Source organism: Xanthomonas arboricola (assembly GCF_003353015.1).
In the GTDB taxonomy this organism is placed as follows: domain Bacteria; phylum Pseudomonadota; class Gammaproteobacteria; order Xanthomonadales; family Xanthomonadaceae; genus Xanthomonas; species Xanthomonas arboricola_E.
Window position 1 is genome coordinate 219,222 of the sequence record NZ_QREM01000007.1, and the last position, 24,668, is coordinate 243,889.

Sequence of the window (24,668 nt, forward strand, 5' to 3'; positions counted from 1 at the left end):
CTCGTAGGAGCGCACCCGGGCGCGACAAAGCCATCCCGCCAAAACCCGCAGCTCCACCCCATCACGCACCACCCTCACCGCCGCCGCAACCCGCCCTCTCGTAGGAGCGCACCCGGGCGCGACGAAGCCGTCCCGATAACCCCACCCGCCCCCCATGACCGTCATCGACCACGCCCCCGCCGACTGGTTCCTTCTCTGAAGGCAACCACTACTGGCTCGACATCAACTGCACGCTCTCGGCCACCGGCTTCCCGCTCCTGCTGGCGTTGGACGCAACCGAGCAGGCCGACGTGCTGGCAGACGGGCATGCTGCCTGCGCACGGCTGGCTGCGCAGGAGCAATGGCGGCCGCACGCCTTCGCCGTGCGCGATGTCAGCGCCAGCCACGGCGCGCAGGCCAGCGCAGCGGTGCAGGCGTGGCGTGCGGCAGGTACCCGCACCGTGGGTGCATGCGCATGCATCGCGCCGGGCAAACCGGTCGCGTTGTTCATTGGGCATCGCCGCATGACGGCGCACTCCGCAGCAGTGACTGCACGCAATGCCGTGCACTAAGCTTGCATGCGCATTTTCCCGACAAGGATGTTTCCGTTGAACACGCGCTACGCCCCGATCGATTTCAGCGACAAGCTCGCCCTGCTGTCGCAGCACTGGTCCCCGCGTGTCGTCGCGGAAATGAACGACTACCAGTTCAAGCTGGTGAAGCTGCAAGGTGCGTTCGTATGGCATCAACATGCGGACACCGACGAGGTGTTCATCGTGCTGGACGGCAGCATGAGCATCGAGTTTCGCGACGGCGTGGTGGCGCTGTCGGCCGGGCAGATGCACGTGGTGCCCAAGGGGGTCGAACACCGGCCGGCGGCGGAGCACGAATGCAGCGTGTTGCTGGTCGAGCCGCGCGGCGTGGTCAATACCGGCGATGCGGGTGGCGCCTATACCGCAGACAACGACGTCTGGATCTGATCGGTGCGCGGGTGCCGGCGGCATCGGTTTGCATCCACGCAGCCATCCCTGCGTGGCAGGTTATTTCAGTCGCTGGACTGCATATGGTGCACCTGGTCCTGCACAGCATCGCTGCAGCCCCCGCGGCCAGCCGGTCGTGGGGTGCGTGCTAGGCTCGGTGTTCCGCACACAATGCATGGAGCATGGGATGACAGTCCTGAAAGCGGTAGCGATTGCAGCGCTCGGCGCGACCAGTCTGTTGAGCGGCACCATCGCCAGTGCCGCTGCACCCTCGGAACCAGGCACGCTGCAGGTGACGCGCACCTATCCGGCCGATAGCCCGGCCGCGGCACAGGTGCATCGCTGGTTGCTGGCGCAGCCGTCCAGGCAACAGCGGCCGGCCAGCGTCGCCGAGCTAGGCCAGCTACGCACCAGTTACCGCACGCACGCGCCAGCTGCCGGCGGGCGTGCAGACCTGACCAGTCCCGAGGTGGCCTTCCCGGAGCATGGTCAGCCTGGGGATGTGGTCGCCATCGACGCATGTGGCGCGGGGATGCGCTATCACTGGACGTATCGGTGGACTACGGCATCGGGCACCGCGGGTTGGAAGTTGCAGTCCTATCACCTGAGAAACGTGCAGGACTGCGCTGCTGCCATGGCCGATCCCGACATCTTCAAGCCGACTGCACCGCGCGGCTGAGGTGCGTGCGCACGGCGTGCAAGTCACCCGTGGCGATCCACGGCAGCACTGCGGTCGCGGCCTGCAGCGATCGCGATGGCGGGCGGAAGTCCAGGCACTTTGAGAGGCATGGCGGAGCAAGGCTCTGTACCTGCAGACTCCCCACTTGATGCGCAAGGTGAGATGGCGTCAGCGGCGGTAATGCGCCGAGCTGGCTCGCGTCGGCGTTTCCCGTTGCCCACGCGCCGCCGTTTGCGTCGAGGAATACAGCATGACGCACGCCGGCAGTGATGGCGGCCGCGAGGGGGGGCCTGGCGGTGTGCATGCGCATCCGCGCGCTCCCGGGCCGCGTCGGCGGGCGCTGTGTTTGCGCGCCCGGTGTCAGGCCCGTTGCGGGCCGAGCCGGCGATACAGCGTGCTGCGGCTGATGCCGAGCCGGCGTGCCGCCTGCGTGACGTTGCCGCCGCAGGCGTCCAGCGCCTGCCGCATCGCCGCCTGTGCCAGCTGCTCCAGGCTATCGGCCGGTGCCGGTGCCGGTGCGGCAGCGGCAGAGGCGACTGCCGATACTGCAGTCCGGGTGGCGAGGTAGCCCGGCAGCGCGTCGCGGTCGATGCGCTCGCCGGGTTCGCTCAGCGCCACCAGCGTGCGCAGGCAGGCCGAGAGCTGGCGCAGGTTGCCCGGCCAGTCGTAGTCGGCCAGGACCCGCAGCGCGTCGCTGCTGAGCCGGCGGCCCTGGCCAAGGCGCTGCCACAGCTCTTGCACCAGCAGCGGGCGGTCGGCGTGCGCGCGCAGCGCCGGCAGCGCCACCACATGATGGGCGATGCGGTAGTACAGGTCGGCGCGGAAGCGGCCGTCGGCGATTGCCGCCTGCAGATCCTGGTGGGTGGCGCAGACCAGCGCGACGTCCAGCCGCACCGGCTTGCCGCCACCCAGCGGCGACAGTTCGCGTTCCTGCAGCACGCGCAGCAGCCGCGGTTGCAGCGCCAGCGGCATGTCGCCGATTTCGTCGAGAAACAGCACCCCGCCCTCGGCCTGGCGCAGCAGCCCCGGGCTGCCGTGCTTGCGCGCTCCGGTGAAGGCGCCGTCCTCGTAGCCGAACAGCTCGGCCTCGATCAGACCCTCGGGCAGCGCGGCGCAGTTCACCGCGACGAACGGGCGGGCGGCGCGCGTGCAGCGGCGGTGCAGCTCGCGCGCGAACACCTCCTTGCCGGTGCCGGTCTCGCCCTGCACCAGCACCGGGAGCTCGGCATCCAGCACCCGGCAGGCGCGCCCGAGCAGGCGCTCGATCCCGGCCTCGAACAGCGGCGCGTCGCGGTCACCGTCCTGGCGGGCGGCCGAGACCGTGATCGGTGGCTGCGTGGCGCGCCGGCGCGGCCGCGCGTCGCCGCGCTCGTCCACGCGCCCGTACAGGGCGCGGCCCTGGCGATCGAACAGGGCGCCGTCGTGGCGCAGCCGGGTCAGCGGCTCCTCGAACAGCGCGTCGTAGCGCGCGCGCCCCAGTTCGTGGCGCTCCAGCCCGAACAGCTGCAGGCCGGCGCGGTTGGCTGCCACCAGGCGCCCGCCGCGGAATGCCAGCAGGCCCTCGTGCGCGGTGCCGAGCAGGGCCGGGTCGTGGTGAACGCGCAGCAGTTCGCAATCGGCGATGCCGTCGTCGAAGTAGCGGTGCTCGATGCTGGCGACCGCGCGCCGCGCCAGTCCCAGCGCGTGGATGTGCTGCAGACGCGCATCGCCGGAGATGTCGAGCACGCCGACCAACTGCCCGTAAGGGTCGAAGATCGGCGCGGCGGCACAGCTGAGGATGCCGTGCGGGGCGAGGTAGTGCTCGCCGCCGCGGACCTCGATCGAGCGGCTCTCCACGATCGCGGTGCCGATGGCATTGGTGCCGAGCACGCTCTCGCTCCAACAGGCGCCGGGCATCAGCGCCACCCGCCCGGCGCGCTCAAGGAAGCCGGTGCTGCCCTCGGCATCGAGGATCCAGCCCGCCTCGTCGGTGAGCAGCACGACGCTGCCGGTGGCCGCTGCGTCGGCCGACAGCCCTTCCAGCTCGGCGCGCGCGCGCCGCCACAGGGTCTCGTGGCGTTCGCGCATCTCGCGCAGGCGTGCGGCGCTGACCGGTTCGATCGCCGGTGTCGCCTCGGCGGCCAGGCCCTGACGCTGGCAGCGTCGCCACGACTGCAGGATCGCGTCCGGTACCTGCCCGGCCGGCATCGCGCCGTGCTCGAAAAACGAGCGCCGCGCGCGGCCCAGCTGCTGCTCCGTCGACATCGCCATCCGCCACCTCGTGTCGCAATCTGCGACAGTCCAGAAGATCACTGTCCCGATAAACACCATGTTTGCGGACACAGCGCAAGCGCCGCGCGTGATGCGCCGCAGCGAAGACCTCGACGATCGGCCGCACCTGCGGCGCGATCGGGCGTGACGCAATGCAGCAGGAAAAACCTGGCATCACCCTTGCGTGACAGCGGAGACGCCCGTTAAGGGCTTCTTCCCATGTACCGCAGGAGACACCGATGAACGCCGTCACATCCGCCAAGCCGCTGAACACCGACCCGCAGTCCATCTTCAAGCCGCGCTACGACAACTTCATCGGCGGCAAGTGGGTGGCGCCGCACAGTGGCCAGTACTTCGACAACACCACGCCGATCAACGGCAAGGTGTTCACCTCGATCGCGCGCTCCACCGCGCCGGACATCGAAGCGGCGCTGGATGCGGCGCATGCCGCAAAGGACGCCTGGGGCAAGACCTCCACCACCGACCGCGCCAACGTGCTGCTCAGGATTGCCGACCGCATCGAGCAGAACCTGGAACTGCTCGCCCATGCCGAGACCTGGGACAACGGCAAGCCGGTGCGCGAGACACTCAATGCCGACGTGCCGCTATGCGTGGACCACTTCCGCTATTTCGCCGGCGCCATCCGCGCGCAGGAAGGCGGCATCTCCGAGATCGACAGCGACACCATCGCCTATCACTTCCACGAACCGCTCGGCGTGGTCGGGCAGATCATCCCGTGGAATTTTCCGCTGCTGATGGCGTGCTGGAAACTGGCACCGGCGCTGGCCGCCGGCAACTGCGTGGTGATGAAGCCGGCCGAGCAGACCCCGGCCTCGATCCTGGTGTTGATGGAGGTCATCGGCGACCTGTTGCCGCCCGGCGTGCTCAACGTGGTCAACGGTTTTGGCCTGGAAGCGGGCAAGCCGCTGGCCAGCAACCCGCGCATCGCCAAGATCGCCTTCACCGGCGAAACCACCACCGGCCGGCTGATCATGCAGTACGCCAGCCAGAACCTGATCCCGGTGACGCTGGAGCTGGGCGGCAAGTCGCCGAACATCTTCTTTGCCGATGTCATGGCCGAAGACGACGACTTCCTCGACAAGGCGGTGGAAGGCTTCGTGCTGTTCGCCTTCAACCAGGGCGAGGTGTGCACCTGCCCCTCGCGCGCGCTGATCCAGGAATCGATCTACGACAGATTCATGGAAAAGGCGCTCAAGCGCGTGGCGGCGATCAAGCAGGGCAACCCGCTCGATCCCAACACCATGGTCGGCGCGCAGGCCTCCAGCGAGCAGCTGGAAAAGATCCTGTCCTACATCGATATCGGCAAGCAGGAAGGTGCCGAAGTGTTGATCGGTGGCGAGCGCAGCACGCTCGACGGCGAGCTGTCCGGGGGCTTCTACGTCAAGCCGACGGTGTTCAAGGGCCACAACAAGATGCGCGTGTTCCAGGAAGAGATCTTCGGGCCGGTGGTGTCGGTGACCACCTTCAAGGACGAGGCCGAGGCGCTGGCGATCGCCAACGACACGCTGTATGGCCTGGGCGCCGGCGTGTGGAGCCGCGATGCGTCGCGGCTGTACCGCATGGGCCGCGCGATCCAGGCCGGGCGCGTGTGGACCAACTGCTATCACGCCTATCCGGCGCATGCCGCGTTCGGTGGCTACAAGCAGTCGGGCATCGGCCGCGAGAACCACAAGATGATGCTCGACCATTACCAGCAGACCAAGAACCTGCTGGTGAGCTATTCGCCCAAGGCGCTGGGCTTCTTCTGACACCCATGCCGGTCGCGCGCGTGCGCGGCGACGATCGGCTGGCGCCGCGCGTGCGCACCGCGGCGTTGACTTCGATCAAGGCCCCGGTTGCGACCCCGGGGCAAAGGTTCCCCAACGACAGCGACAGGAGTGCAATGTGGACAAGACGATGAAAGCTGCAGTAGTACGCGAGTTCGGCAAGCCTCTGGTGATCGAGGAGGTGCAGGTGCCGCGTCCGGCCGCCGGCGACATCCTGGTCAAGATCGAAGCCTGTGGCGTCTGCCACACCGACCTGCACGCCGCCGAAGGCGACTGGCCGGTCAAGCCGAGCCCGCCATTCATTCCCGGCCACGAAGGTGTTGGCAACGTGGTGGCGGTCGGCGAAGGCGTCAAGCACATCAAGGAAGGCGACCGCGTCGGCATCCCGTGGCTGTACTCGGCTTGCGGGCATTGCGAGCACTGCCTGGGTGGCTGGGAAACCCTGTGCGAGGCGCAGCAGAACAGCGGCTACTCGGTCAACGGCGGCTTCGCGCAGTACGCGCTGGCCAATGCCGATTACGTCGGCCACCTGCCCAAGGGCATCGGCTTCGTCGAGGTCGCACCGATCCTGTGCGCGGGCGTCACCGTCTACAAGGGCCTGAAGGTCACCGAGACCAAGCCGGGTCAGTGGGTCGTGATTTCCGGCATCGGCGGGCTCGGCCACATGGCAGTGCAATATGCCAGGGCGATGGGAATGAACGTGGCCGCAGTGGATGTGGACGACACCAAGCTGGCACTGGCCAGGCGCCTGGGCGCAACGGTGACGGTCAATGCGCGCACCACCGATCCGGTGGCGTACCTCAAGAAGGAAATCGGCGGCGCACACGGTGCATTGGTCACCGCGGTATCGCCCAAGGCGTTCGAGCAGGCGATCGGCATGGTGCGGCGTGGCGGCACGGTGTCGCTCAACGGCCTGCCACCGGGCCAGTTCCCGCTGGACATCTTCGGCATGGTGCTCAATGGCGTGACCGTGCGCGGCTCGATCGTCGGAACCCGGCTGGACCTGCAGGAGTCACTTGCCTTTGCCGAGCAGGGCAAGGTCGCGGCGACCGTGGCCACCGACACCCTGGACAACATCAACGACGTGTTCGCGCGCATGCACGCCGGAACGATCGAGGGGCGTATCGTGCTCGACATGGCGGCCTGACCGCGCCGCAGGAGGCAGACGATGCAGGGCACCACCACGCAGACAGACCCGCCGTTGCAGGTAATGGCCACGCTGGCGGCGTTGCAGCTGATCGACACGCTGCGCGCGCGCCACGGCGATGTGCTGTTCCATCAATCCGGCGGTTGCTGCGATGGCTCCTCGCCGATGTGTTTCCCGGTGGGCGATTTCATCGTCGGCGACCGCGACGTGCTGCTGGGCGAGATCGGCGGCGCGCCGTTCTACATCAGCCCCTCGCAGTTCGAATACTGGAAGCACACCCAGCTGATCATCGACGTGGTGCCGGGGCGCGGCGGCATGTTCTCGCTGGAAAACGGCGAAGGCGTGCGCTTTCTGGTGCGCTCGCGCCTGTTTGCCGATGAGGAATTTGCCCGGCTGCAGCAGGCAGGGCGGGCGTAAGCCGCACCCGCCCGGCTGCTGTGGCCGGGCGGGTGTTTCAGCCGGTTGTCGTCAACGGTCTGCCACGGTCGACGGCGCGGTGCCGGGCTTCGTGGCGGGGGTTTCGCTGTCGGCGGGGATCAGCTTGTCGGGTGCGTCGCCGGCACCGCGGTCTTCGTAGTGCTCGGCATCGCGCTTGCCGCGCTGTTCGCCCGGCTGGGGCGGTTGCTCGCGCAGTGGGTCACGGGACATGCGGTTCTCCTGGAAGTCGAGAGGGATGCGCAGTTCACCGCGTGCCGGGTGAAGGGGGCGCAGTGGCCGCTGCAGGCACATGGCTCACGCATGGATCACGGTGGCCGCGCTACAGCTATGGACTACCCCAAACAGCACCCGGAGTCACACGCCGATGGCACGACCGATCTGGACCGGAACCCTGTCGTTCGGCTTGCTCAACGTGCCGGTGGCGTTGATGTCGGGCGAGCGCAAGGTGGACCTGCATTTCCGCATGCTCGATTCGCGCGACAAGAAGCCGATCCGCTTCGAGCGCGTCAACGCCGACACCGGCGACGAGGTGCCGTGGAAGGAGATCGTCAAGGCGTTCGAGTACGACAAGGGCAGCTATGTCATCGTCGAGGAGCAGGACATCCGCTCGGCCTCGCCGGAAAGCCACGAGACAGTGGAAGTGGAAACCTTTGTCGATGCCGCCGACATCGACCCGCGCTATTTCGAGAAGCCCTACATCCTGGTGCCCGGCAAGAAGGCCGAGAAAGGCTACGTGCTGCTGCGCGAGACGCTGCGCGACACCGGCAAGGTGGGCATCGCCAAGGTGGTGATCCGCACGCGCGAATACCTGGCCGCGGTGATGCCGCAGGGCGATGCCTTGATCCTGCTGCTGCTGCGTTACCAGCAGGAAGTGGTGGACCCGCAGGACTTCAAGTTGCCGGCCGGCGCGGTGGGCGAGTACCGCATCACGCCCAAGGAACAGGAGATGGCCAAACAGCTGATCGAGTCGATGTCCGGCACCTGGCAGCCGGAGGATTACCACGACGAATTCCGCGGCAAGCTCGAGCAGATCCTGCGCAAGCGCATCCAGGCCAAGGGTGGCACCACCACCGTGGATGTCGAGCCACCGCAGCACGAGGACGCCACCACCAACGTGGTCGATTTCATGTCGCTGCTGCAAAAGAGCCTGCAGGCCAACACGCGCACGCCGGCCAGCAAGAGCAGCGCCGCGGCAACCGCGCCAGCCAGGAAGACCGCCAAGACCGCCACCAGGAAAGTGGCCAAGAAGGCCACCAAGAAGACTGCGGGCAAGGCCACCAAGGCCACGGCCAGCAAGGCAGCGCCGCGCCGCAAGGCCGGGTAGGCCCAGTCCATGTCACTGCGCGACTACAACGCCAAACGCCGCTTCGACCAGACCCCGGAGCCGGCCGGCGATACGCCCGCACGCGCCAGCAAGCAGCCGATCTTCGTGGTGCAGCTGCATCACGCCAGCTCGCGCCATTACGACTTCCGTCTGGAACTCGACGGCGTGCTCAAGAGCTGGGCCGTGCCCAAGGGGCCCTCGTTGCGCGTGGGCGAAAAACGGCTGGCGGTGGAGGTGGAAGACCACCCGTTGTCGTATGCCAGCTTCGCCGGCGACATCCCGCAAGGCCATTACGGCGCCGGGCATGTGGAGGTGTTCGACCACGGGCATTGGCAGTGCGAAGGCGATGCGTTGGCGGCGTTGGACGCGGGCAAGCTGGAATTCGAACTGCAGGGCAGGCTGCTGCGTGGCGGCTTCGCCCTGGTGCGGACGCAGATGCGTGGCGGCAAACCGCAGTGGCTGCTGTTCAAGCGCAGCGATGCGCATGCGGCCGATCTGGATGCCGACGCGCTGGTAGCGCAGCAGGCGGCCGGCGCATCGGCCGCGGCCGCGGCCGCCCCGGCGACGCGGGCCAAGGCCAGCCGGGTGCGGCGTGTGCCGGCGGCAAAAGCGAGTGCCGGGACCTCAGCGAGGGCGGAGACTTCGCCGGCGGCCAGCAAACGCGCCCGTCCACGGCGCGCAGACGCCAGGCAGTGGCAGACCCGCGCCCTGGCGCTGGATGGCGCCCGCGATGCACCATGCCCCACCGAGCTGCGCGCGCAACTGACCTTGCTGCGCGAGCAGGCACCGGATGGCGAGCGCTGGATGCACGAGATCAAGTGGGACGGCTACCGCCTGCTGGCCGATCTGGTCGATGGCGATGTGCAGCTGCGCTCGCGCAACGACCAGGCCTGGACGCAGCGCTTCCCGGAGGTGGTGCGCGCAGTGCAGGCCTTGCCGGTGCGCGATGCGCGCCTGGATGGCGAGCTGGTGGTGCTGGATGCCAACGGACGCACCGACTTCTCGGCGCTGCAACGTGCGCTCGATGGCAGCGCCGTGCAGCCGCTGCGCTACATCGTGTTCGACCTGCTCGGCGTGGCCGGGGTGGACCTGCGCGATACCCCCTTGCTGCAACGCAAGCAGTTGCTGCGCGAGTTGCTGGGCGATAAGCCGGGCACGCTGGCATTCAGCGACCATGTGCTCGGTCACGGCCCGCAGGTGTTCGCGGCCAGCGCCGGCACCGGCTGGGAAGGCATCGTCAGCAAGCTCGCCGATGCGCCGTATCGCGCAGGACGCAGCGCCGATTGGGTCAAGACCAAGCACGAGGACAGCGACGAGTTCGTGGTGGTGGGCTACACCGATCCCAAGGGCGCACGCAGCGGCTTTGGCGCCTTGCTGATGGCGCAGCGCGACGGCAGGACGCTGCGTTATGTCGGGCGTGTGGGCACCGGCTTCGACGATGCCTTGCTGGCAAAGATCACCGCGCTGCTGCAGGCGCTGCACAGCGACACCGCCACGCTGGAATTGCCGACGCACATCCCGGGGCGGCCGCGCGACGTGCATTGGGTCCGGCCGGTGCTGATCGCCGAGGTCGCCTTCCGCGGCTGGGCCAAGGAAGGCCTGCTGCGGCAGGCCGCATTCAAGCGTCTGCGCGAGGACAAGCCCATGAGCGAGCTGGGCGGCGACCGCGCCGCGCCGGGCAAGGCGCGTGCTGCGGCAACGGATGCTGCGCCGGCGCGCAAGACGGCGACCAGGAAAACGGCCAGAACGACAGGCGACGCATCCACCAGCACCACCAGCAAGCGCGTGCGTTCGACGGCATCGCAGACGACCGCGGCCACGACATCCAGAAAGGCTGCAGCGACCACGTCCAGCACATCGGCATCCACGGCTTCCAGATCCACCGCGTCCAAGTCCACAACGTCCAGATCCAGATCCAGATCCAAATCCAAATCCACGTCCACATCGACAGACGGCATCACCATCACCCATCCCGAGCGGGTGGTGTTCCCCGCAGCGGGCATCAGCAAGGGCGAGGTGGCCGACTATTACCGGGCAGTGGCGCCGCTGGTGCTGGCGGAGATCGCACACCGGCCCCTGTCGCTGCTGCGCTGCCCTGATGGCGCCGGTGGCGATTGCTTCTTCCAGAAGCACGAAGGCCGCCACCTGGGCACGCACATCAAGGCGATTCCGCTGCAGCAAAAAAGCGGCACCGAGGATTACATCTACATCGAAGATGCCGCCGGCCTGCTGGAGCTGGTGCAGATGAACACGCTGGAGCTGCATCCCTGGGGCGCGCAGGTCGACGATGCGGAGCATCCGGATCGGCTGGTGTTCGACCTGGACCCCGGCGAGGCGGTGTCCTGGGCCGACGTGGTGGCTGCCGCGCGCGATATCCGCGCCAAGCTGCGCAGTGCAGGCCTGGAGAGCGCGGTGCGCCTGTCCGGCGGCAAGGGCCTGCACGTGGTGGTGCCGATCGTGCCGGAAGCGGGCTGGGAGCAGGCGCGCGATTTCTGCGAGGCCTTTGCCCAGGCGCTGGCCACGCATGCGCCGGACCGCTACGTGGCCACCATGAGCAAGGCCAAGCGCCACGGCGTGATCTTCGTCGACTGGCTGCGCAACGGGCGCGGCAACACCAGCGTCTGTTCGTGGTCGCTGCGCGCGCGCGAAAAAGCCACCGTCGCCGTCCCGCTACGCTGGGAAGAACTCGGCAAGATCAGCGGCCCGGACGCCTTCCCGATGGACAAGGCCCTGCAGCGTGCCAAGCGTCAGCGTGCAGATCCATGGGCCTCGGTGCTGGCGTTGCAGCAATCCTTGCCCACCGGCGGCGATGAGAACTAAGCGTGTCTAACAAACCTGCTGCCTAGCCGCGAGGCGGGCGCGGCCTGTGCCCGGAATCGGCATGGACTATTTCAGCCTCAGATTCTGAGTGCGGCGTCCACGCGTGCATGACGACCGCTTGCAACGCGTCGTTATTCGACTTATCCAATAGGTGCGCATCACCCCCAGCTTGACCATGCGTACCGACCCTCTCGACAGGTCCTTGCCCGCCCACCGTCGCGGGACCTTACGCGGCATGGATGCCGCGTAAGAGCCTCCATGGACGGATTCACGGCGTGTCCCGCGATGGTGGGCGGGCAAGGGCCCTGCAGCCAAGCCGCAGATCATCCGCTCTGCTACGCATCCCGATTCCCGATTCCCGATTCCCGTCAAGGCGAAACCGCAGTCTCCCGCGTCACCCGGCTCAACGCATCGCTGCTGATCTCGGCAATCGAATGGGTGCCGGTCAAGGTCATCGCCACGCGCATTTCCTTTTCGATCAGGCTCAGCAGGTTCTCCACGCCGGCCTGCCCGCCAGCGGCCAGCGCGTAGACGAACGCACGCCCCAGCAGCACCGCATCGGCGCCCAGCGCCAGCATGCGCACCACGTCCAGCCCGCTGCGGATGCCCGAATCGGCCAGGATCTTCAGCTGCCCCTTCACCGCATCGGCAATGGCCGGCAACGCGCGCGCGCTGGACAGCACGCCGTCGAGCTGGCGCCCGCCGTGATTGGACACCACGATGCCGTCGGCGCCGAAGCGCACCGCATCGCGCGCATCGTCCGGGTCCAGGATGCCCTTGATCACCATCGGCCCGGTCCAGAACTCGCGGATCCACTCCAGGTCCTTCCACGCGATGGAGGGATCGAAATTGGCGCCCAGCCAGCCGATGTAGTCCTGCAGGCCGGTGGGGCTGCCGCGGTAGGTCGAGATGTTGCCCAGATCGTGCGGCTTGCCGAGCAGGCCCACGTCCCAGGCCCAGCGCGGATGGGTCACCGCCTGCAGCATGCGCCGCAGCCCCGCGTTGGGCCCGCTCATGCCCGAGTGCGCATCGCGGTAGCGCGCGCCCGGCGTGGGCATGTCCACGGTGAACACCAGCGTGGTGACGCCGGCGGCCTTGGCGCGCTCCAGCGCGTTGCGCATGAAGCCGCGGTCCTTGAGCACGTACAGCTGGAACCACATCGGCCGGCTGATGGCCGGTGCCACTTCCTCGATCGGGCACACCGACACCGTGGACAGCGTGAACGGGATCCCGCGCGCGGCCGCCGCGCGTGCGGCCTGGACTTCGCCACGGCGCGCGTACATGCCGGTCAGTCCGACCGGTGCCAACGCCACCGGCATCGCCAGCGTCTCGCCGAACAACTCGGTGCCCAGGCTCAGGTCCGACATGTTGCGCAGCACCCGCTGACGCAGCGCGATATCTGCCAGATCCGCGACATTGCGCCGCAAGGTGTGCTCGGCGTACGCGCCGCCATCGATGTAGTGGAACAGGAACGGCGGCAGGCGTGCCTGCGCAGCGGCACGGTAGTCGGAAGCGGCGGAAATGATCATCGAAAACGCATGGCAGCTGCGGGGGTAGCTGCTGAGTGTAAGACCATCGGTGCGGCGGGTGGACCGCGGCGCGCCGGGCCGGCGGGAAGCGGGCGACTGCGTGGCCATGGGCCGGGGTTTGGTCGTGCCAGTGTGTGGCCGCGCCACAGCGGCAACAGGTCCGCAATCCCCCCTGCCGTCGTGCACGCGCGCGTGTTGAAGGCGATCGCCTTGCGGGTGGTTTGAGGGCGGGGATTCGGGAATCAGGATTCGTAAGAGCGGGGGCGGGCGCATTGCCGTATCGCGGTAATCGCTGCAGGGCATGCGATCGTCTTCAGGCGCGCTGGCGGGAAATCGGTGGCGATCGCTGTTCGTTTGCGCCCGTGTTCGGGAGATGCCTGCGTGGTCGCACCGTGTGGCGGGCGGTGGCGCGCATCTGCTCGCGTCGCCATACAGCAGCGTGTGGTGCGCTCGGGTTGTTTGGTCGGCAGGCCGCGATGGGTGTGCGTCCGGCGTGCTGGCATCCTCGGGCCGGCGGCACTTGGCAGCTGCTCCGCACTGCCGGTGGCCAACGCCGCCCGCCCCAAAGTGGGTCACACGCTCTAAAATGCCGCCAGCATCTTGCTGACCAGGAGTCCACGTTGATCATCCATCCCAAAGTGCGCGGCTTCATCTGCACCACCACGCATCCGCTTGGCTGCGAGCGCAATGTGCTCGAGCAGATCGCCGCCACGCGTGCGCGCGGCGTGCGCAATGACGGCCCGAAGAAGGTGCTGGTGATCGGCGCATCCAGCGGTTACGGCCTGGCCTCGCGCATCACCGCTGCGTTCGGCTTCGGCGCCGACACGCTGGGCGTGTTCTTCGAAAAACCCGGCAGCGCCAGCAAGGCCGGCACCGCCGGCTGGTACAACTCCGCTGCGTTCGACAAGCATGCCAAGGCCGCGGGCCTGTACAGCAAGTCGATCAACGGCGATGCGTTTTCCGATGCCGCGCGCGAAAAGGTCATCGAACTGATCAAGACCGAGATGGGCGGCCAGGTCGACCTGGTGGTGTACTCGCTGGCCTCGCCGGTGCGCAAGCTGCCCGGCAGCGGCGAAGTGAAGCGCTCGGCGCTCAAGCCGATCGGCCAGACCTATACCGCCACCGCCATCGACACCAACAAGGACACCATCATCCAGGCCTCGATCGAGCCGGCCAGCGCGCAGGAGATCGACGACACCATCACCGTGATGGGCGGGCAGGACTGGGAGCTGTGGATCGACGCGCTGGACGGCGCCGGCGTGCTTGCCGACGGCGCGCGCAGCGTGGCCTTCAGCTATATCGGCACCGAGATCACCTGGCCGATCTACTGGCACGGCGCCCTCGGCAAGGCGAAAGTGGACCTGGACCACACCGCGCAGCGCCTGAACGCGCGCCTGGCCAAGCGCGGCGGCAGCGCCAACGTGGCGGTGCTCAAGTCGGTGGTGACCCAAGCCAGCGCGGCGATCCCGGTGATGCCGCTGTACATCTCCATGGTCTACAAGATCATGAAGGAAAAGGGCCTGCACGAAGGCACCATCGCCCAGCTCGACCGCCTGTTCCGCGAGCGCCTGTATCGCGAGGACGGCCAGCCCGCCGAGGTGGACGACGAAAACCGCCTGCGCCTGGACGACTGGGAACTGCGCGACGACGTGCAGGACGCCTGCAAGGCGCTATGGCCGCAGGTCACCACCGAGAACCTGTTCCAGCTCACTGACTACGCCGGCTACAAGCACGAGTTCCTCAAGCTGTTCGGCTTCGAGCGCGACGATGTGGATTACGACGCCGATGTGGAGACGGACGTGACCTTCGACTGCATCGAGTTGGCTTGATTGCCGGGATTGGGGATTAGGGATTGGGGATTCGCAAGAGCGGTGCGCTACGCATCGCTGATCCTTGCCGGACCCGAACGGGGTGTATCACGGACGACCGACATGTAATGCCGGTCGTCCTTGCTGTTACGAATCCCCACTCCCGACTCCCCAATCCCGGCGCGTCACCGCCTCACATCAAACCGCGCATCCCCCACGCACGCCTGCACCTCGGCCACCGACAGCGGATTGAAATCGCCGGGAATCGAATGCTTCAGGCAGCCCGCTGCCAGGCCGAAGCGCACCGTATCGTCCAGTGACCAGCCTGCGATCAGGCCGTGCAGCACGCCGGCGGCGAAGGCGTCGCCACCGCCGATGCGGTCGATGATCGGCGTGAGTTCCTCGCTGGGCGCGCGCGCCACCGCGCCACTGCGCGGCACCAGCATCGCGCCCAGGCTGTGGTGGTCCACGTTGTGCGTCACGCGCTGCGTGCAGGCCATCAACTGCAGCTGCGGGAACGCCGCAAACGCCTGCTGCGCGGCCGCTTCCACGCGCGCTTCCAGCGTGTCCTGCGGGAATTCGCCACCGAGCACCACGCCAATGTCGCGGTAGTCGGCAAACACCACATCGGCGCAGTCGAACAGCTGGTGCAGGATGCCGCGCGCATCGCCCTGCCAGCGTTGCCATAGCTTGGGCCGGTAGTTGCCGTCGAACGAGACCCTGACCCCGGCCGCACGCGCCGCGCGTGCCGCCGCCAGCGTGGCCAGCGCCACGTCCGCGCCCAGCGCCGGGCTGACCCCGGACAGGTGCAGCCACTGCACGCCCTCCAGCAGGGCCGGCCAGTCGTAGGCATCGGCCGGGGCCAGTGCAAACGCCGAATCGGCGCGGTCGTAGACCACCTCGCTGGGCCGGTGGATCGCGCCGGTAGTCAGGAAGTACAGCCCCATGCGCCCATCCACCCGCCGCACATGCCGCGTGTCCACGTCGTGGCGGCGTAGCTCGCCCAGCACCGCCGCGCCCAGCGGGTTGTCCGCCACCGTGCTGACCATCGCCACGGCATGGCCGAAATGCGCCAGCGACACGCCGACGTTGGCCTCGGCCCCGCCGCAGTGCACGTCCAGCCGCGGCTGCTGCAACAGCAGTTCATGGCCAGGCGCCCCCAGGCGCAACAACAACTCTCCAAAACACAGGATGCGGGCACGACTCATGCGGCAATTACCTCGGCTGTGTGGTGCGTCACGGTGTGGGGGACCCGCTGCGCGTCAGGATGACCATCGGTGTCATTCTAGCCGGCGTGAAAGCTGGCCGGCCAGGGTCATGATGCGACCGGGAGTGACCGCTTGCACCCCTTTTGGGCAGATTCGCTGACGTTTTCTGCTGCGCTGCAAGATGTTGAACGACGATTCAGCTGGTAACGTCGTTTTGACCAGCGGTGTCATTACCGCTCACAACCAGACTTTCATGTTGTTCATGGACCCTTGGGAGGGGAGGACATGCAATTTCGGACCACCAGCCGGAAGACACCGGTTACCTTGCTGGCGTTGTCGATCGGCCTTGCGCTGAGCGGCCACCTGGCAGCACAAGACACCACCCAAGCGCCCGCAGAACCGGCCGTCGACCTGGACACCGTCACGGTGACCGGTTATCGCGCCTCGGTGGAAAAGGCCCTGGACATCAAGCGCGGCGAAGCCGGCGTGGTCGATGCGATTGTCGCCGAGGACATCGGCAAGTTCCCCGACCTCAACCTGGCCGAATCGCTGCAGCGCATCCCCGGCGTGGTGATCACCCGTGACGCCGGCGAGGGCCGCGCCATCACGGTGCGTGGGCTGGGCCCGGAGTTCACCCGCGTGCGCATCAACGGCATGGAAGCGCTCACCACCGTGGGTGCCGGCGACCAGAGTGGCGGCACCAACCGCGGCCGCGGCTTCGACTTCAACGTGTTCGCCTCGGACCTGTTCTCGCAGCTGATCGCGCGCAAGACCGCCTCGGCCGATGTGGAAGAAGGCTCGCTCGGCGCCACCGTCGACCTGCGCACCGCACGTCCGTTCGACTACGAGGGCTTCACCTTCGCTGCGAATGGCCAGGCCGGTTACAACGCCATGGCCGAAAAAGCCAATCCGCGTATCGCCGCACTGATTTCCAATACCTGGGCCGACAACACGTTCGGCGCGCTTTTCTCGGCGGCATACACCGAGCGAGAAGTGCTTGAAGAGGGTTCCAACACCGGCCGTTGGGCCAATGGTCCCAGCAACGGTGGCTTCAGTGCGGCCTCGCCGTTTGCCGCCGCGCGTTCGGCTGACGTGTACCACCCGCGATTCCCGCGCTATATCCAGCTGGAACACAAGCAAGAGCGTTTGGGCCTCACTGGTTCCTTGCAGTGGAAGCCATCCGATCGCACCACGGTGTCGCTGGACATGCTGTACTCCAAGATCGATGCCAAGCGCGACGAGCACTACATCGAAGCGATCTCCTTCAGCCGCGGTCGCGACAGCGGCTTTCCGCGCCGTGCCGATCGCGACGGCAAGCCGGTCACCATCGTGCGCAACGGGGAGATCCGCAACAACGCGCTTGTCTATGGCGAGTTCGACAACGTCGACATCCGCTCGGAAAACCGCCACGACGAGTGGAATACCGAGTTCAAGCAGATCAGCTTCGACGTGGAGCATCGCTTCAACGACGACTTCAGCGTCAATGCCCGGGTCGGCACCTCGCGCTCTGCGCACGAGAACCCGGTGCAGACCACCATCATCATGGACAAGTACGACGTCGACGGGTACAGCTACGACTATCGCGGCAACAGCCGCGCGCCAGTGCTGAACTACGGCATCGACCCCACCAATGCCGCCGGATGGGAACTGGCCGAGCTTCGCCTGCGTCCGCAGACGGTGGACAACGATTTCGATACGGCACAGATCGACTTCAACTGGAACATCAGCCCCGGCTTCCGCCTCAAGGGCGGCGTGCTGGCCAAGGATTACACGTTCGATACGGTGGAACTGCGTCGCGCAAGTGAAGTGGCGGTGCCGACCTTCGCCGACGGCACACGCATCGTGCCGGTGGGTCTGACCGAACAGGCCGGTCTGAAGGGCATCAACGGCAGCCCCGGTGCATGGGTCGTCCCGAATCTGGATGCGGTGGCGGATCTTTTCGGCATCTACAGCAACAGCGGCACATTTGCCGTGGCTCCGCGTGTCAACAACACGCGGAGCGTCGAAGAAAAGGATCGCGGCGTGTGGTTGATGGGCGAGTTCTCCACCGACCTGGGCTCCATCCCGCTGTCGGGCAACTTCGGCGTCCGCTATGTCCGGACCGAGCAGGAGTCCAACGGGTCACCTGTCATCAATGGCGTACCCACGCAGGTGACCGTCAGCCGCAAGTACAACAACACGCTGCCCTCGTTCAACCTGGTCGCCGAGCTGTCCCCGGACCTGCTGCTGCGTCTGGGCGCGGCCAAGGTCATGAGCCGTCCCGGCCTGGGCAGCCTGACTCCTGGCGTGACCGTGGCGGTGGCTGGCGGCGCGCGCACCGTGGCGGGCGGTAATCCGGACCTGGACCCGATCGAGGCCACCAATGTGGACCTCGGCCTGGAGTGGTACTTCAACGAAGGCGCGATGCTCGGTGTCGGCCTGTTCTACAAGGACATCGAAGGCTTCGTCCAGCCCGCACGCGAGGTGCGTCCGTATTCCACCAGCGGCCTGCCTGCCGAGCTGCTGGCCGGTACGGGTGCCAGTGTCAATGACGACTTCACCTTCAGCATCCCGCTCAACACCCCGGGTGGCGAATTGAAGGGCGTGGAAGCCAATTACGTGCAGCCGTTTACCTTCCTGCCGGGCAAGTGGGCCAACCTGGGCGTGCAGCTCAACTACACCTGGGTCGATTCGCAGATCCAGTACCTGGCCAGCAGCGGCGCGCCGGTGATGAAGAACGATCTGCTCGGGCTGTCGCGGACGTCGTGGAATGCCACGCTGTTCTACGAGGGCGAGTCGTTTGCCGGCCGCGTGTCCGCCACCAACCGCGACGACTATCTCACCGCAGCACCGGGCCAGGAGCAGGGATTCAACCTGGACGGCGTGCACGGTATGACGGGCACCACCATCCTCGACGCCTCGCTGCGCTACAAGATCAGCAAGCAGCTGGAGCTGAGCCTGGAAGGCATCAACCTCACCAACGAAGCCTCCGACGAGTGGGTATCGTCGCCGCGCACCGGCCAGTTGCCGCTGCAATACACCGAAACCGGCCGCCAGTACATGCTGGGTCTACGCTACAAGTATTGACCGTTGTCCGCCCGCTGCGCGCACGCGCAGCGGGCCCCAATCAACGCCTGATCGCACTGCAGCCTGCGCCCGATATTCGTGCGCGCATGCAACGCGGTGGGCGCACTTCAAGCCGCTGACACCGCATCGCGCGCCATATGAAAGCCGCGCAGCACGGTGGCCGGTTTGCGTATCGAGTCGACGCCGGTGGCCTTAGGAGGCTGAGCGCGTCATTGCAGCCTGTGCCATGGAGAGAGCCGCATCATGCAAGCCCGTTCGTGTCGTCCTGCCGTCGAGGCAGGCGCCCGCCTGTCCGCCGCGCGTCTGTCGGTGGCCATCGTCCTGGCCTTGCACGGTGTGAGCGCTGCCGCGCAAACCGCCGGCCCGCCCACCACGCCCACCACGCCCACCGACGCGGTGGACCTGGACCGCGTGCAGGTCAAGGCCACCTACCGCGAAAGCCTGCAGCAATCGCTCGATGCCAAGCGCTACAGCGTGGAGCAGGTGGATGCGATCTATGCCGAAGACATCGGCAAGTTTCCCGATCTGAACCTGGCCGAATCGATGCAGCGCATCGCCGGCGTGTCCATCGACCGCGAGGGCGGCGAGGGCAAGCAGATCTCGGTGCGCGGCCTGGGCTCGGACTTCACCCGCGTGCGCATCAACGGGCTGGAAGCACTGGCCACTGCAGGCAGCGGCAGCGATGGCGTCAACCGCAGCCGCGGTTTCGACTTCAATACCTTCGCCTCCGAACTCTTCAGCCGCGTCACCATCAGCAAGACCCAGTCGGCGCAGATGGACGAAGGCTCATTGGGTGCCACCGTCGACCTGCGCGGCTCGCGCCCGTTCGACTTCGACGGCTTCGAAGCGGCCGCCTCCACGCAATACGGCTACAACGATCTCTCGCGTGAAAAGGACCCGCGCTTTTCCGGACTGATCAGCAACATCTGGGCCGATGGCCGCGTCGGCGCACTGATGTCGGTGTCCTACAGCGAGCGCCACCTGCGCGAGGAAGGCTACAACCCGGTGCGCTGGGAGCACGGCAACTACCGCAACTCCAACCAGAGCACCGCCACCAACAACGGCACCTACGGTTTCTGTTCGCCGGTGGGCTACAACCCGCAGACCCCGCGCAACCCGCTGGCCAACGAAACCCCCGCCGGCGTCGGCTCGCAGGCCAACCAGGACCGCAACAACGGCTGGGGCAGCTACGGCATCAGCGCCGCCAACTGCGGCACCGGCATCCCGCGCCCGGCCAACACGCCGGAGAACATCCAGGCCTACGAAACCGCCACCAACGCCTGGATTCCGCGCTACCCGCGCTACATCCGCACCGACCACGAGATCAAGCGCCTGGGCGTCACCGGCGCGCTGCAATTCAAGGTCAGCGACGACACCTTGCTGAACTTCGACATGCTGTATTCCAAGCTGGACAAGGACCAGCGCGAAGACTCGGTCGGCGCCAACCTGCACCGCACCGCCAACTTCGGCGGCAAGACCCAGATCGCCGTGCGCGAAGCGCAGGTGGACGACCAGAACCGCCTCACTTATGGGGTGTTCGACAACGTCGACTTCCGCACCGAATCCAGCAACATCGAAGAATCCACCGAATTCAAGCAGTTCAGCCTGGACCTGCAGCACCGCTTCAACGACCAGGTGCGCGTGAATGCATTGGTCGGCCACTCGACCTCGGACTACGAACGCCCCGAGTTCTCGATGGTGAGTTTCGACAACACCAATCTGGATGGCTTTGTGCTCGACCGCCGCAATGGTGGCGATTACCCCAGCATGAGTTTCCCGTTCGATGCGGGTAATCCGAATAACTGGCAATGGCTGGGCTACGGCGCAGTGCCGGTCAACAGCAACGGCACCGCGCGCGGCACCAACATCAGCGAGGTGCGGCTCAACCCGCAGTCGGTGGGCAACACCTTCGACACCGCCAAGGTGGATCTGGAATTCAACATCAGCCCTACCTTCACCTTCCGCACCGGGCTGGCCTACAAGAACTACGACATGGACACGTCGGAGTCGCGCAACATCTCCTACGGGCGCCTGGCGCAGGCACTGCCGGCCGGCGTGGGCGTGGGCGATCTGAGCACCAACCTGGACGGCTTTGGCCGCAGCTTGAACGGCAGCTTCCCCACCACCTGGGTGATTCCGGATTTCCAGAAGGTCGCCGACCTGCTCAACATCAATTGCGACTGCGACACCGGCGTGCCCGGTGGCGACTACCGCCTGGCCGATGTCGGCCACTTCGGCTCGTCCAACAACAATTTCGCCGTCAACGAAAAGAGCCTGGGCACCTACCTGCAGCTGGACTTCAACACCGACCTGTGGGGGCGCGCGCTGCGCGGCAACCTGGGCGTGCGTTATGTGCAGACGCAGATCGCCGCCAGCGGCTATGCGCCGTGCACGGCCACCGCGGCCGGGGCCATCTCGCCCAACTGCGAATCGTTCTTCGGCGTGGCCAGCGCCACCGCCGCGGCCGGCGAGCGCCTGCTGGTGCCCACCACGGTCAACCACAATTACCGCGACATCCTGCCCTCGTTGAATCTGTCGTGGGATGTCAGCGACGAGGTGGTGCTGCGCTTCGGTGCGGCCAAGACCATGGCGCGCCCCACGCTGGCGTATCTGTCGCCCAGCGTCAGCGGCGGGCCCACGCAGTTCTTCGACGACGGGCGCTTCTTCTCGATCAACCTGGGCAACCCCAAGCTCGACCCGTTCCGCTCCACCAACTACGACCTCAGCGCCGAGTGGTATTTCCGCGAAGGCTCGCTGCTGTCGGCGGCGGTGTTCTACAAGGACATCGACAGCTATGTGCAGCGCACCCGCGTGCTCAGCACCTGGGAAGCGATGGGCTACTCGCTGGACCTGCTGCCCGCAGGCTTCACGCCGGACACCATCTTCAACGTACAGAGCTACTTCAACACGCCCGGCGGCCCGCTCAAGGGCTTCGAGCTGACCTACCAGCAGGCCTTCGACTTCTTGCCCGGCTTCTGGCGCAACTTCGGCGTGCAGCTCAACTACACCCAGGTCGATTCCAAGATCAATTACCTGTTCAGTACCGCCGGCAGCGCTAACACCAGCATCACCACCACCGCCACCGAGCGCGACCTGCTCAACCTCTCGCCGCAGTCCTACAACGCCACCGTCTACTACGACGACGGCCGCTTCAGTGCGCGCGTGTCCACAAGTTATCGCGATGGCTACATCAACAACATCCTGGCCCAGGAAGACGTCTACGACCTGGATGGCAAGCGCCTGGTCACCGCCGACGTGACCGGCAAATACAGCGTGGAAAACGTGGATTTCAACATGTCCTACAAGCTCAACGACCAGCTGTCGCTGACGTTCGAGGCCATCAACCTGCTCGACACCCCCGACCGCCGCTACGTCGATTCAACGCTGGAACTGCCCGACAAGTACACCGTCACCGGGCGCCAGTACTACATCGGCGCGCGCTACAAGTTCTGACAGGAGAACAGCAATGCAACCGCATCGCAGGATCGTGTTACGCACGCTCGCCGCCACCGCCCTGCTGGCCGGGCTGTCGCTCGGCAGCACCGCCGCCATCGCCGCCGACCCGGTCTACACCGTGGCCAAGCAGGGCAGCGCCGGCTACCGCACCGTGCAGGCCGCCATCGACGCCGCCGTGCAGGGCGGCAAGCGCGCGCAGATCAACATCGGCGCCGGCACCTACCAGGAACTGATCGTGGTGCCGTCCAACGCCCCGGCGCTCAGGCTCACCGGCGCCGGCCCCACCCAGACCGTCATCACCTACGACAACTACGCCTCGCGCATCAATCCGGCCACCGGTACCGAATACGGCACCTCCGGCTCGTCCAGCGTCATCATCGCCGGCAACGACTTCACTGCGGAAAAGCTCGCCTTCGGCAATCACGCCGGCCCGGTGGGGCAGGCGGTGGCGGTGCGCGTGGATGGCGATCGCGCCGCGTTCCGCAATGTGCGTTTTCTCGGCTACCAGGACACGCTGTACCTGCGCGGCGCCAAGCTCTCGTATTTCCTCGACTGCTATGTCGAAGGCACCGTGGACTTCGTGTTCGGCGCCGGCACGGCCTTGTTCGAAAACGTGCAACTGCACTCGCTGGGCGACGGCTACCTCACTGCCGCCTCCACCCCGCAGGAAAGCGCGCGCGGCTTCGTGTTCCGCAATGCGCGCGTCACCGCTGCCAGCGGCGTGTCGCGCGTGTTCCTGGGCCGGCCATGGCGCCCGTACGCCAGCGTGAGCTTCATCAGCAGCCAGCTCGGCGCGCATGTGCCGCCGGAAGGCTGGAACAACTGGGGCAACACCGCCAACGAGGCCACCGCCCGCTACAGCGAATACCAGAGCAGCGGCGCCGGCGCCAACCCCTCGCGCCGCGTGAAGTGGTCGCGTCAGCTCAGCGCCGCACAAGCCGCCGCGCTGGATCGCAACACCATCCTCGGCAACTGGAGGCCGTTCTGATGATCAAGTTCTCTACCTTGGCGTTCACCGGTGCCTTGCTGCTGACCCCGCTTTCGGCCATGGCCGACAAGATCGCCGACAACATGCTGCTGCTGCAGACCGCCTCCGGCGGCTGGTCCAAGCAGTACAAGGGCGTGGCCGTCGACTACACCCGCACCTTCACCGCTGCGGAAATCGCCGAGCTGCAGCAACCCGGGCGCAAGGACGACGCCACCATCGACAACAAGGCCACCACGTACGAAATCACGTACCTGTCCACCGCCTTCAAGAACGAGAAGAACGCCAAGTACATCGCCGCCGCCCGCCGCGGCGTGGACTACCTGCTCAAGGCGCAATACGCCAACGGCGGCTGGCCGCAGTTCTACCCGGACCTGTCGTCCTACCACCACCAGATCACCTACAACGACGACGCCATGGTGCGCGTGCTCAACCTGCTGCAGGACATCGGCGAGGGCAAGGGCGATGCCGGCGCGCAGCTGCGTGGCAGCCACGGCGCCAAGTCCACCCAGGCGGTGGCCAAGGGGCTGGAATGCGTGCTCGCCACCCAGGTCAAGATCGGCGGCACGCTCACCATCTGGGGTGCGCAGTACGACGAGGTCACGCTCAAGCCGGCCAAGGCGCGCGCGTACGAACTCGCGTCGCTGGCCTCCAGCGAGTCGGTCAGCATCGTGCGCTTTTTGATGCGCCAGCCCAACCCCTCGGCCAAGATCAAGACTGCCGTGCAGGCGGCCGCTGTCTGGTTCGACACCCACCGCATGCGCGACCTGGCCACCAAGAAGATCGACGACCCCACCCAGGAAACCGGCAAGGACGTGATCCTCGTCGCGCAACCGGGCGCCTCGCTGTGGGCACGCTTCTACGACCTGCAGAATCAACGCCCCTTGTATGCCAACCGCGACGGCAAGGCCCTGACCGACTACATGCAGGTGCCCAACGAACGCCGCGTCGGCTATGCCTGGCATGGCACCTGGCCGGACAAGCTGTTGAAGGACGACATTCCCAAGTGGAAGGCCGCAAACGGGCTGTAGTGGACGCAGCCATCGCACCAGAGTACGCGGCGCATGCTGGCGCGCGCAGCACGCAGGCACGGCATGTACGCTCGTACGTGCCGGCCCGCGCGCTCGCCGCTCAGCGTGCGCCGCGTGCGGCGTTGCGGTGGCAGGTTGCGGTGGCTGTCGCCCGTGCGGTGCGGCAGTGGTTTTGAAGCAG

16 protein-coding genes and 1 pseudogene are annotated in these 24,668 nt (G+C 66.8%); 13 read left to right on the forward strand and 4 right to left on the reverse strand.

The annotated features are described in order from the left end of the window. Positions 1-154: 154 nt before the first annotated feature. The 3 genes and pseudogenes from C0541_RS21530 to C0541_RS04380 all read left to right on the forward strand — a co-directional run. A pseudogene (locus tag C0541_RS21530) lies at positions 155-449 on the forward strand (hypothetical protein); the annotation flags it as partial. A 129-nt stretch (positions 450-578) separates the two neighbouring features. Beyond that, positions 579-959: a cupin domain-containing protein gene (locus tag C0541_RS04375; protein ID WP_115046103.1), complete on the forward strand. Its 381-nt coding sequence runs from the start codon at positions 579-581 to the stop codon at positions 957-959. A 187-nt stretch (positions 960-1,146) separates the two neighbouring features. Further along, positions 1,147-1,638, forward strand: a complete 492-nt coding sequence (locus C0541_RS04380; RefSeq protein WP_238601258.1) for a hypothetical protein — start codon at positions 1,147-1,149, stop codon at positions 1,636-1,638. Positions 1,639-1,998: 360 nt separating this feature from the next. Here C0541_RS04380 and C0541_RS04385 read toward each other — a convergent pair whose 3' ends face one another. Then, a complete protein-coding gene (locus C0541_RS04385; RefSeq protein WP_115046105.1) occupies positions 1,999-3,888 on the reverse strand; it encodes a sigma-54-dependent Fis family transcriptional regulator in 1,890 nt (629 codons plus the stop codon). A 239-nt stretch (positions 3,889-4,127) separates the two neighbouring features. On the opposite strand from C0541_RS04385, the gene adh reads away from it, so the two are divergent. The 3 genes from adh to C0541_RS04400 all read left to right on the forward strand — a co-directional run bounded on the left by adh (position 4,128) and on the right by C0541_RS04400 (position 7,239). Continuing rightward, positions 4,128-5,657, forward strand: coding sequence for an aldehyde dehydrogenase (gene adh, locus C0541_RS04390; protein WP_115046108.1), 1,530 nt, complete (start codon positions 4,128-4,130; stop codon positions 5,655-5,657). A 136-nt stretch (positions 5,658-5,793) separates the two neighbouring features. Continuing rightward, on the forward strand, positions 5,794-6,822 hold the full coding sequence (adhP, locus tag C0541_RS04395; RefSeq protein WP_115046110.1) for an alcohol dehydrogenase AdhP: 1,029 nt from the start codon (positions 5,794-5,796) through the stop codon (positions 6,820-6,822). Positions 6,823-6,843: 21 nt separating this feature from the next. After that, positions 6,844-7,239: a DUF779 domain-containing protein gene (locus tag C0541_RS04400; protein ID WP_115046113.1), complete on the forward strand. Its 396-nt coding sequence runs from the start codon at positions 6,844-6,846 to the stop codon at positions 7,237-7,239. A gap of 51 nt (positions 7,240-7,290) precedes the next feature. On the opposite strand, the gene C0541_RS04405 is transcribed toward C0541_RS04400, so the two are convergent. Beyond that, on the reverse strand, positions 7,291-7,470 hold the full coding sequence (locus C0541_RS04405; protein ID WP_115046115.1) for a hypothetical protein: 180 nt from the start codon (positions 7,468-7,470) through the stop codon (positions 7,291-7,293). Between the two features lie 154 nt (positions 7,471-7,624). Here C0541_RS04405 and C0541_RS04410 point away from each other — a divergent pair, with 154 nt between their 5' ends. Beyond that, positions 7,625-8,584 carry a Ku protein gene (locus C0541_RS04410; RefSeq protein ID WP_115046117.1) on the forward strand — a complete coding sequence of 320 codons (960 nt, stop codon included), beginning with the start codon at positions 7,625-7,627 and terminating at the stop codon, positions 8,582-8,584. A 9-nt stretch (positions 8,585-8,593) separates the two neighbouring features. Further along, on the forward strand, positions 8,594-11,404 hold the full coding sequence (gene ligD, locus C0541_RS04415; protein ID WP_115046119.1) for a non-homologous end-joining DNA ligase: 2,811 nt from the start codon (positions 8,594-8,596) through the stop codon (positions 11,402-11,404). Between the two features lie 368 nt (positions 11,405-11,772). Here the strand turns inward: ligD and lldD are convergent, their stop codons facing one another. Further along, the gene (gene lldD, locus C0541_RS04420) at positions 11,773-12,933 is read right to left on the reverse strand and encodes an FMN-dependent L-lactate dehydrogenase LldD (RefSeq protein WP_115046121.1); all 1,161 of its coding nucleotides are present in this window, start codon (positions 12,931-12,933) and stop codon (positions 11,773-11,775) included. Between the two features lie 620 nt (positions 12,934-13,553). Between lldD and fabV the strand changes: the two genes are divergently transcribed. After that, positions 13,554-14,762: an enoyl-ACP reductase FabV gene (gene fabV, locus C0541_RS04425; RefSeq protein ID WP_115046123.1), complete on the forward strand. Its 1,209-nt coding sequence runs from the start codon at positions 13,554-13,556 to the stop codon at positions 14,760-14,762. A gap of 164 nt (positions 14,763-14,926) precedes the next feature. Here fabV and C0541_RS04430 read toward each other — a convergent pair whose 3' ends face one another. Next, the gene (locus tag C0541_RS04430) at positions 14,927-15,949 is read right to left on the reverse strand and encodes a sugar kinase (protein WP_115046125.1); all 1,023 of its coding nucleotides are present in this window, start codon (positions 15,947-15,949) and stop codon (positions 14,927-14,929) included. A gap of 285 nt (positions 15,950-16,234) precedes the next feature. Here C0541_RS04430 and C0541_RS04435 point away from each other — a divergent pair, with 285 nt between their 5' ends. The 4 genes from C0541_RS04435 (at position 16,235) to pelA (ending at position 24,487) form a co-directional block, all read left to right on the forward strand. Then, positions 16,235-19,015 carry a TonB-dependent receptor gene (locus tag C0541_RS04435; RefSeq protein ID WP_115046127.1) on the forward strand — a complete coding sequence of 927 codons (2,781 nt, stop codon included), beginning with the start codon at positions 16,235-16,237 and terminating at the stop codon, positions 19,013-19,015. 243 nt (positions 19,016-19,258) lie between these two features. Further along, positions 19,259-22,468 carry a TonB-dependent receptor gene (locus C0541_RS04440; RefSeq protein ID WP_115046129.1) on the forward strand — a complete coding sequence of 1,070 codons (3,210 nt, stop codon included), beginning with the start codon at positions 19,259-19,261 and terminating at the stop codon, positions 22,466-22,468. 13 nt (positions 22,469-22,481) lie between these two features. Then, positions 22,482-23,459: a pectinesterase family protein gene (locus C0541_RS04445; protein ID WP_115046132.1), complete on the forward strand. Its 978-nt coding sequence runs from the start codon at positions 22,482-22,484 to the stop codon at positions 23,457-23,459. Then, a complete protein-coding gene (gene pelA / locus C0541_RS04450; RefSeq protein WP_115046134.1) occupies positions 23,459-24,487 on the forward strand; it encodes a pectate lyase in 1,029 nt (342 codons plus the stop codon). The genes C0541_RS04445 and pelA overlap by 1 nt, the downstream gene beginning before the upstream one ends. Positions 24,488-24,668: the final 181 nt, after the last annotated feature.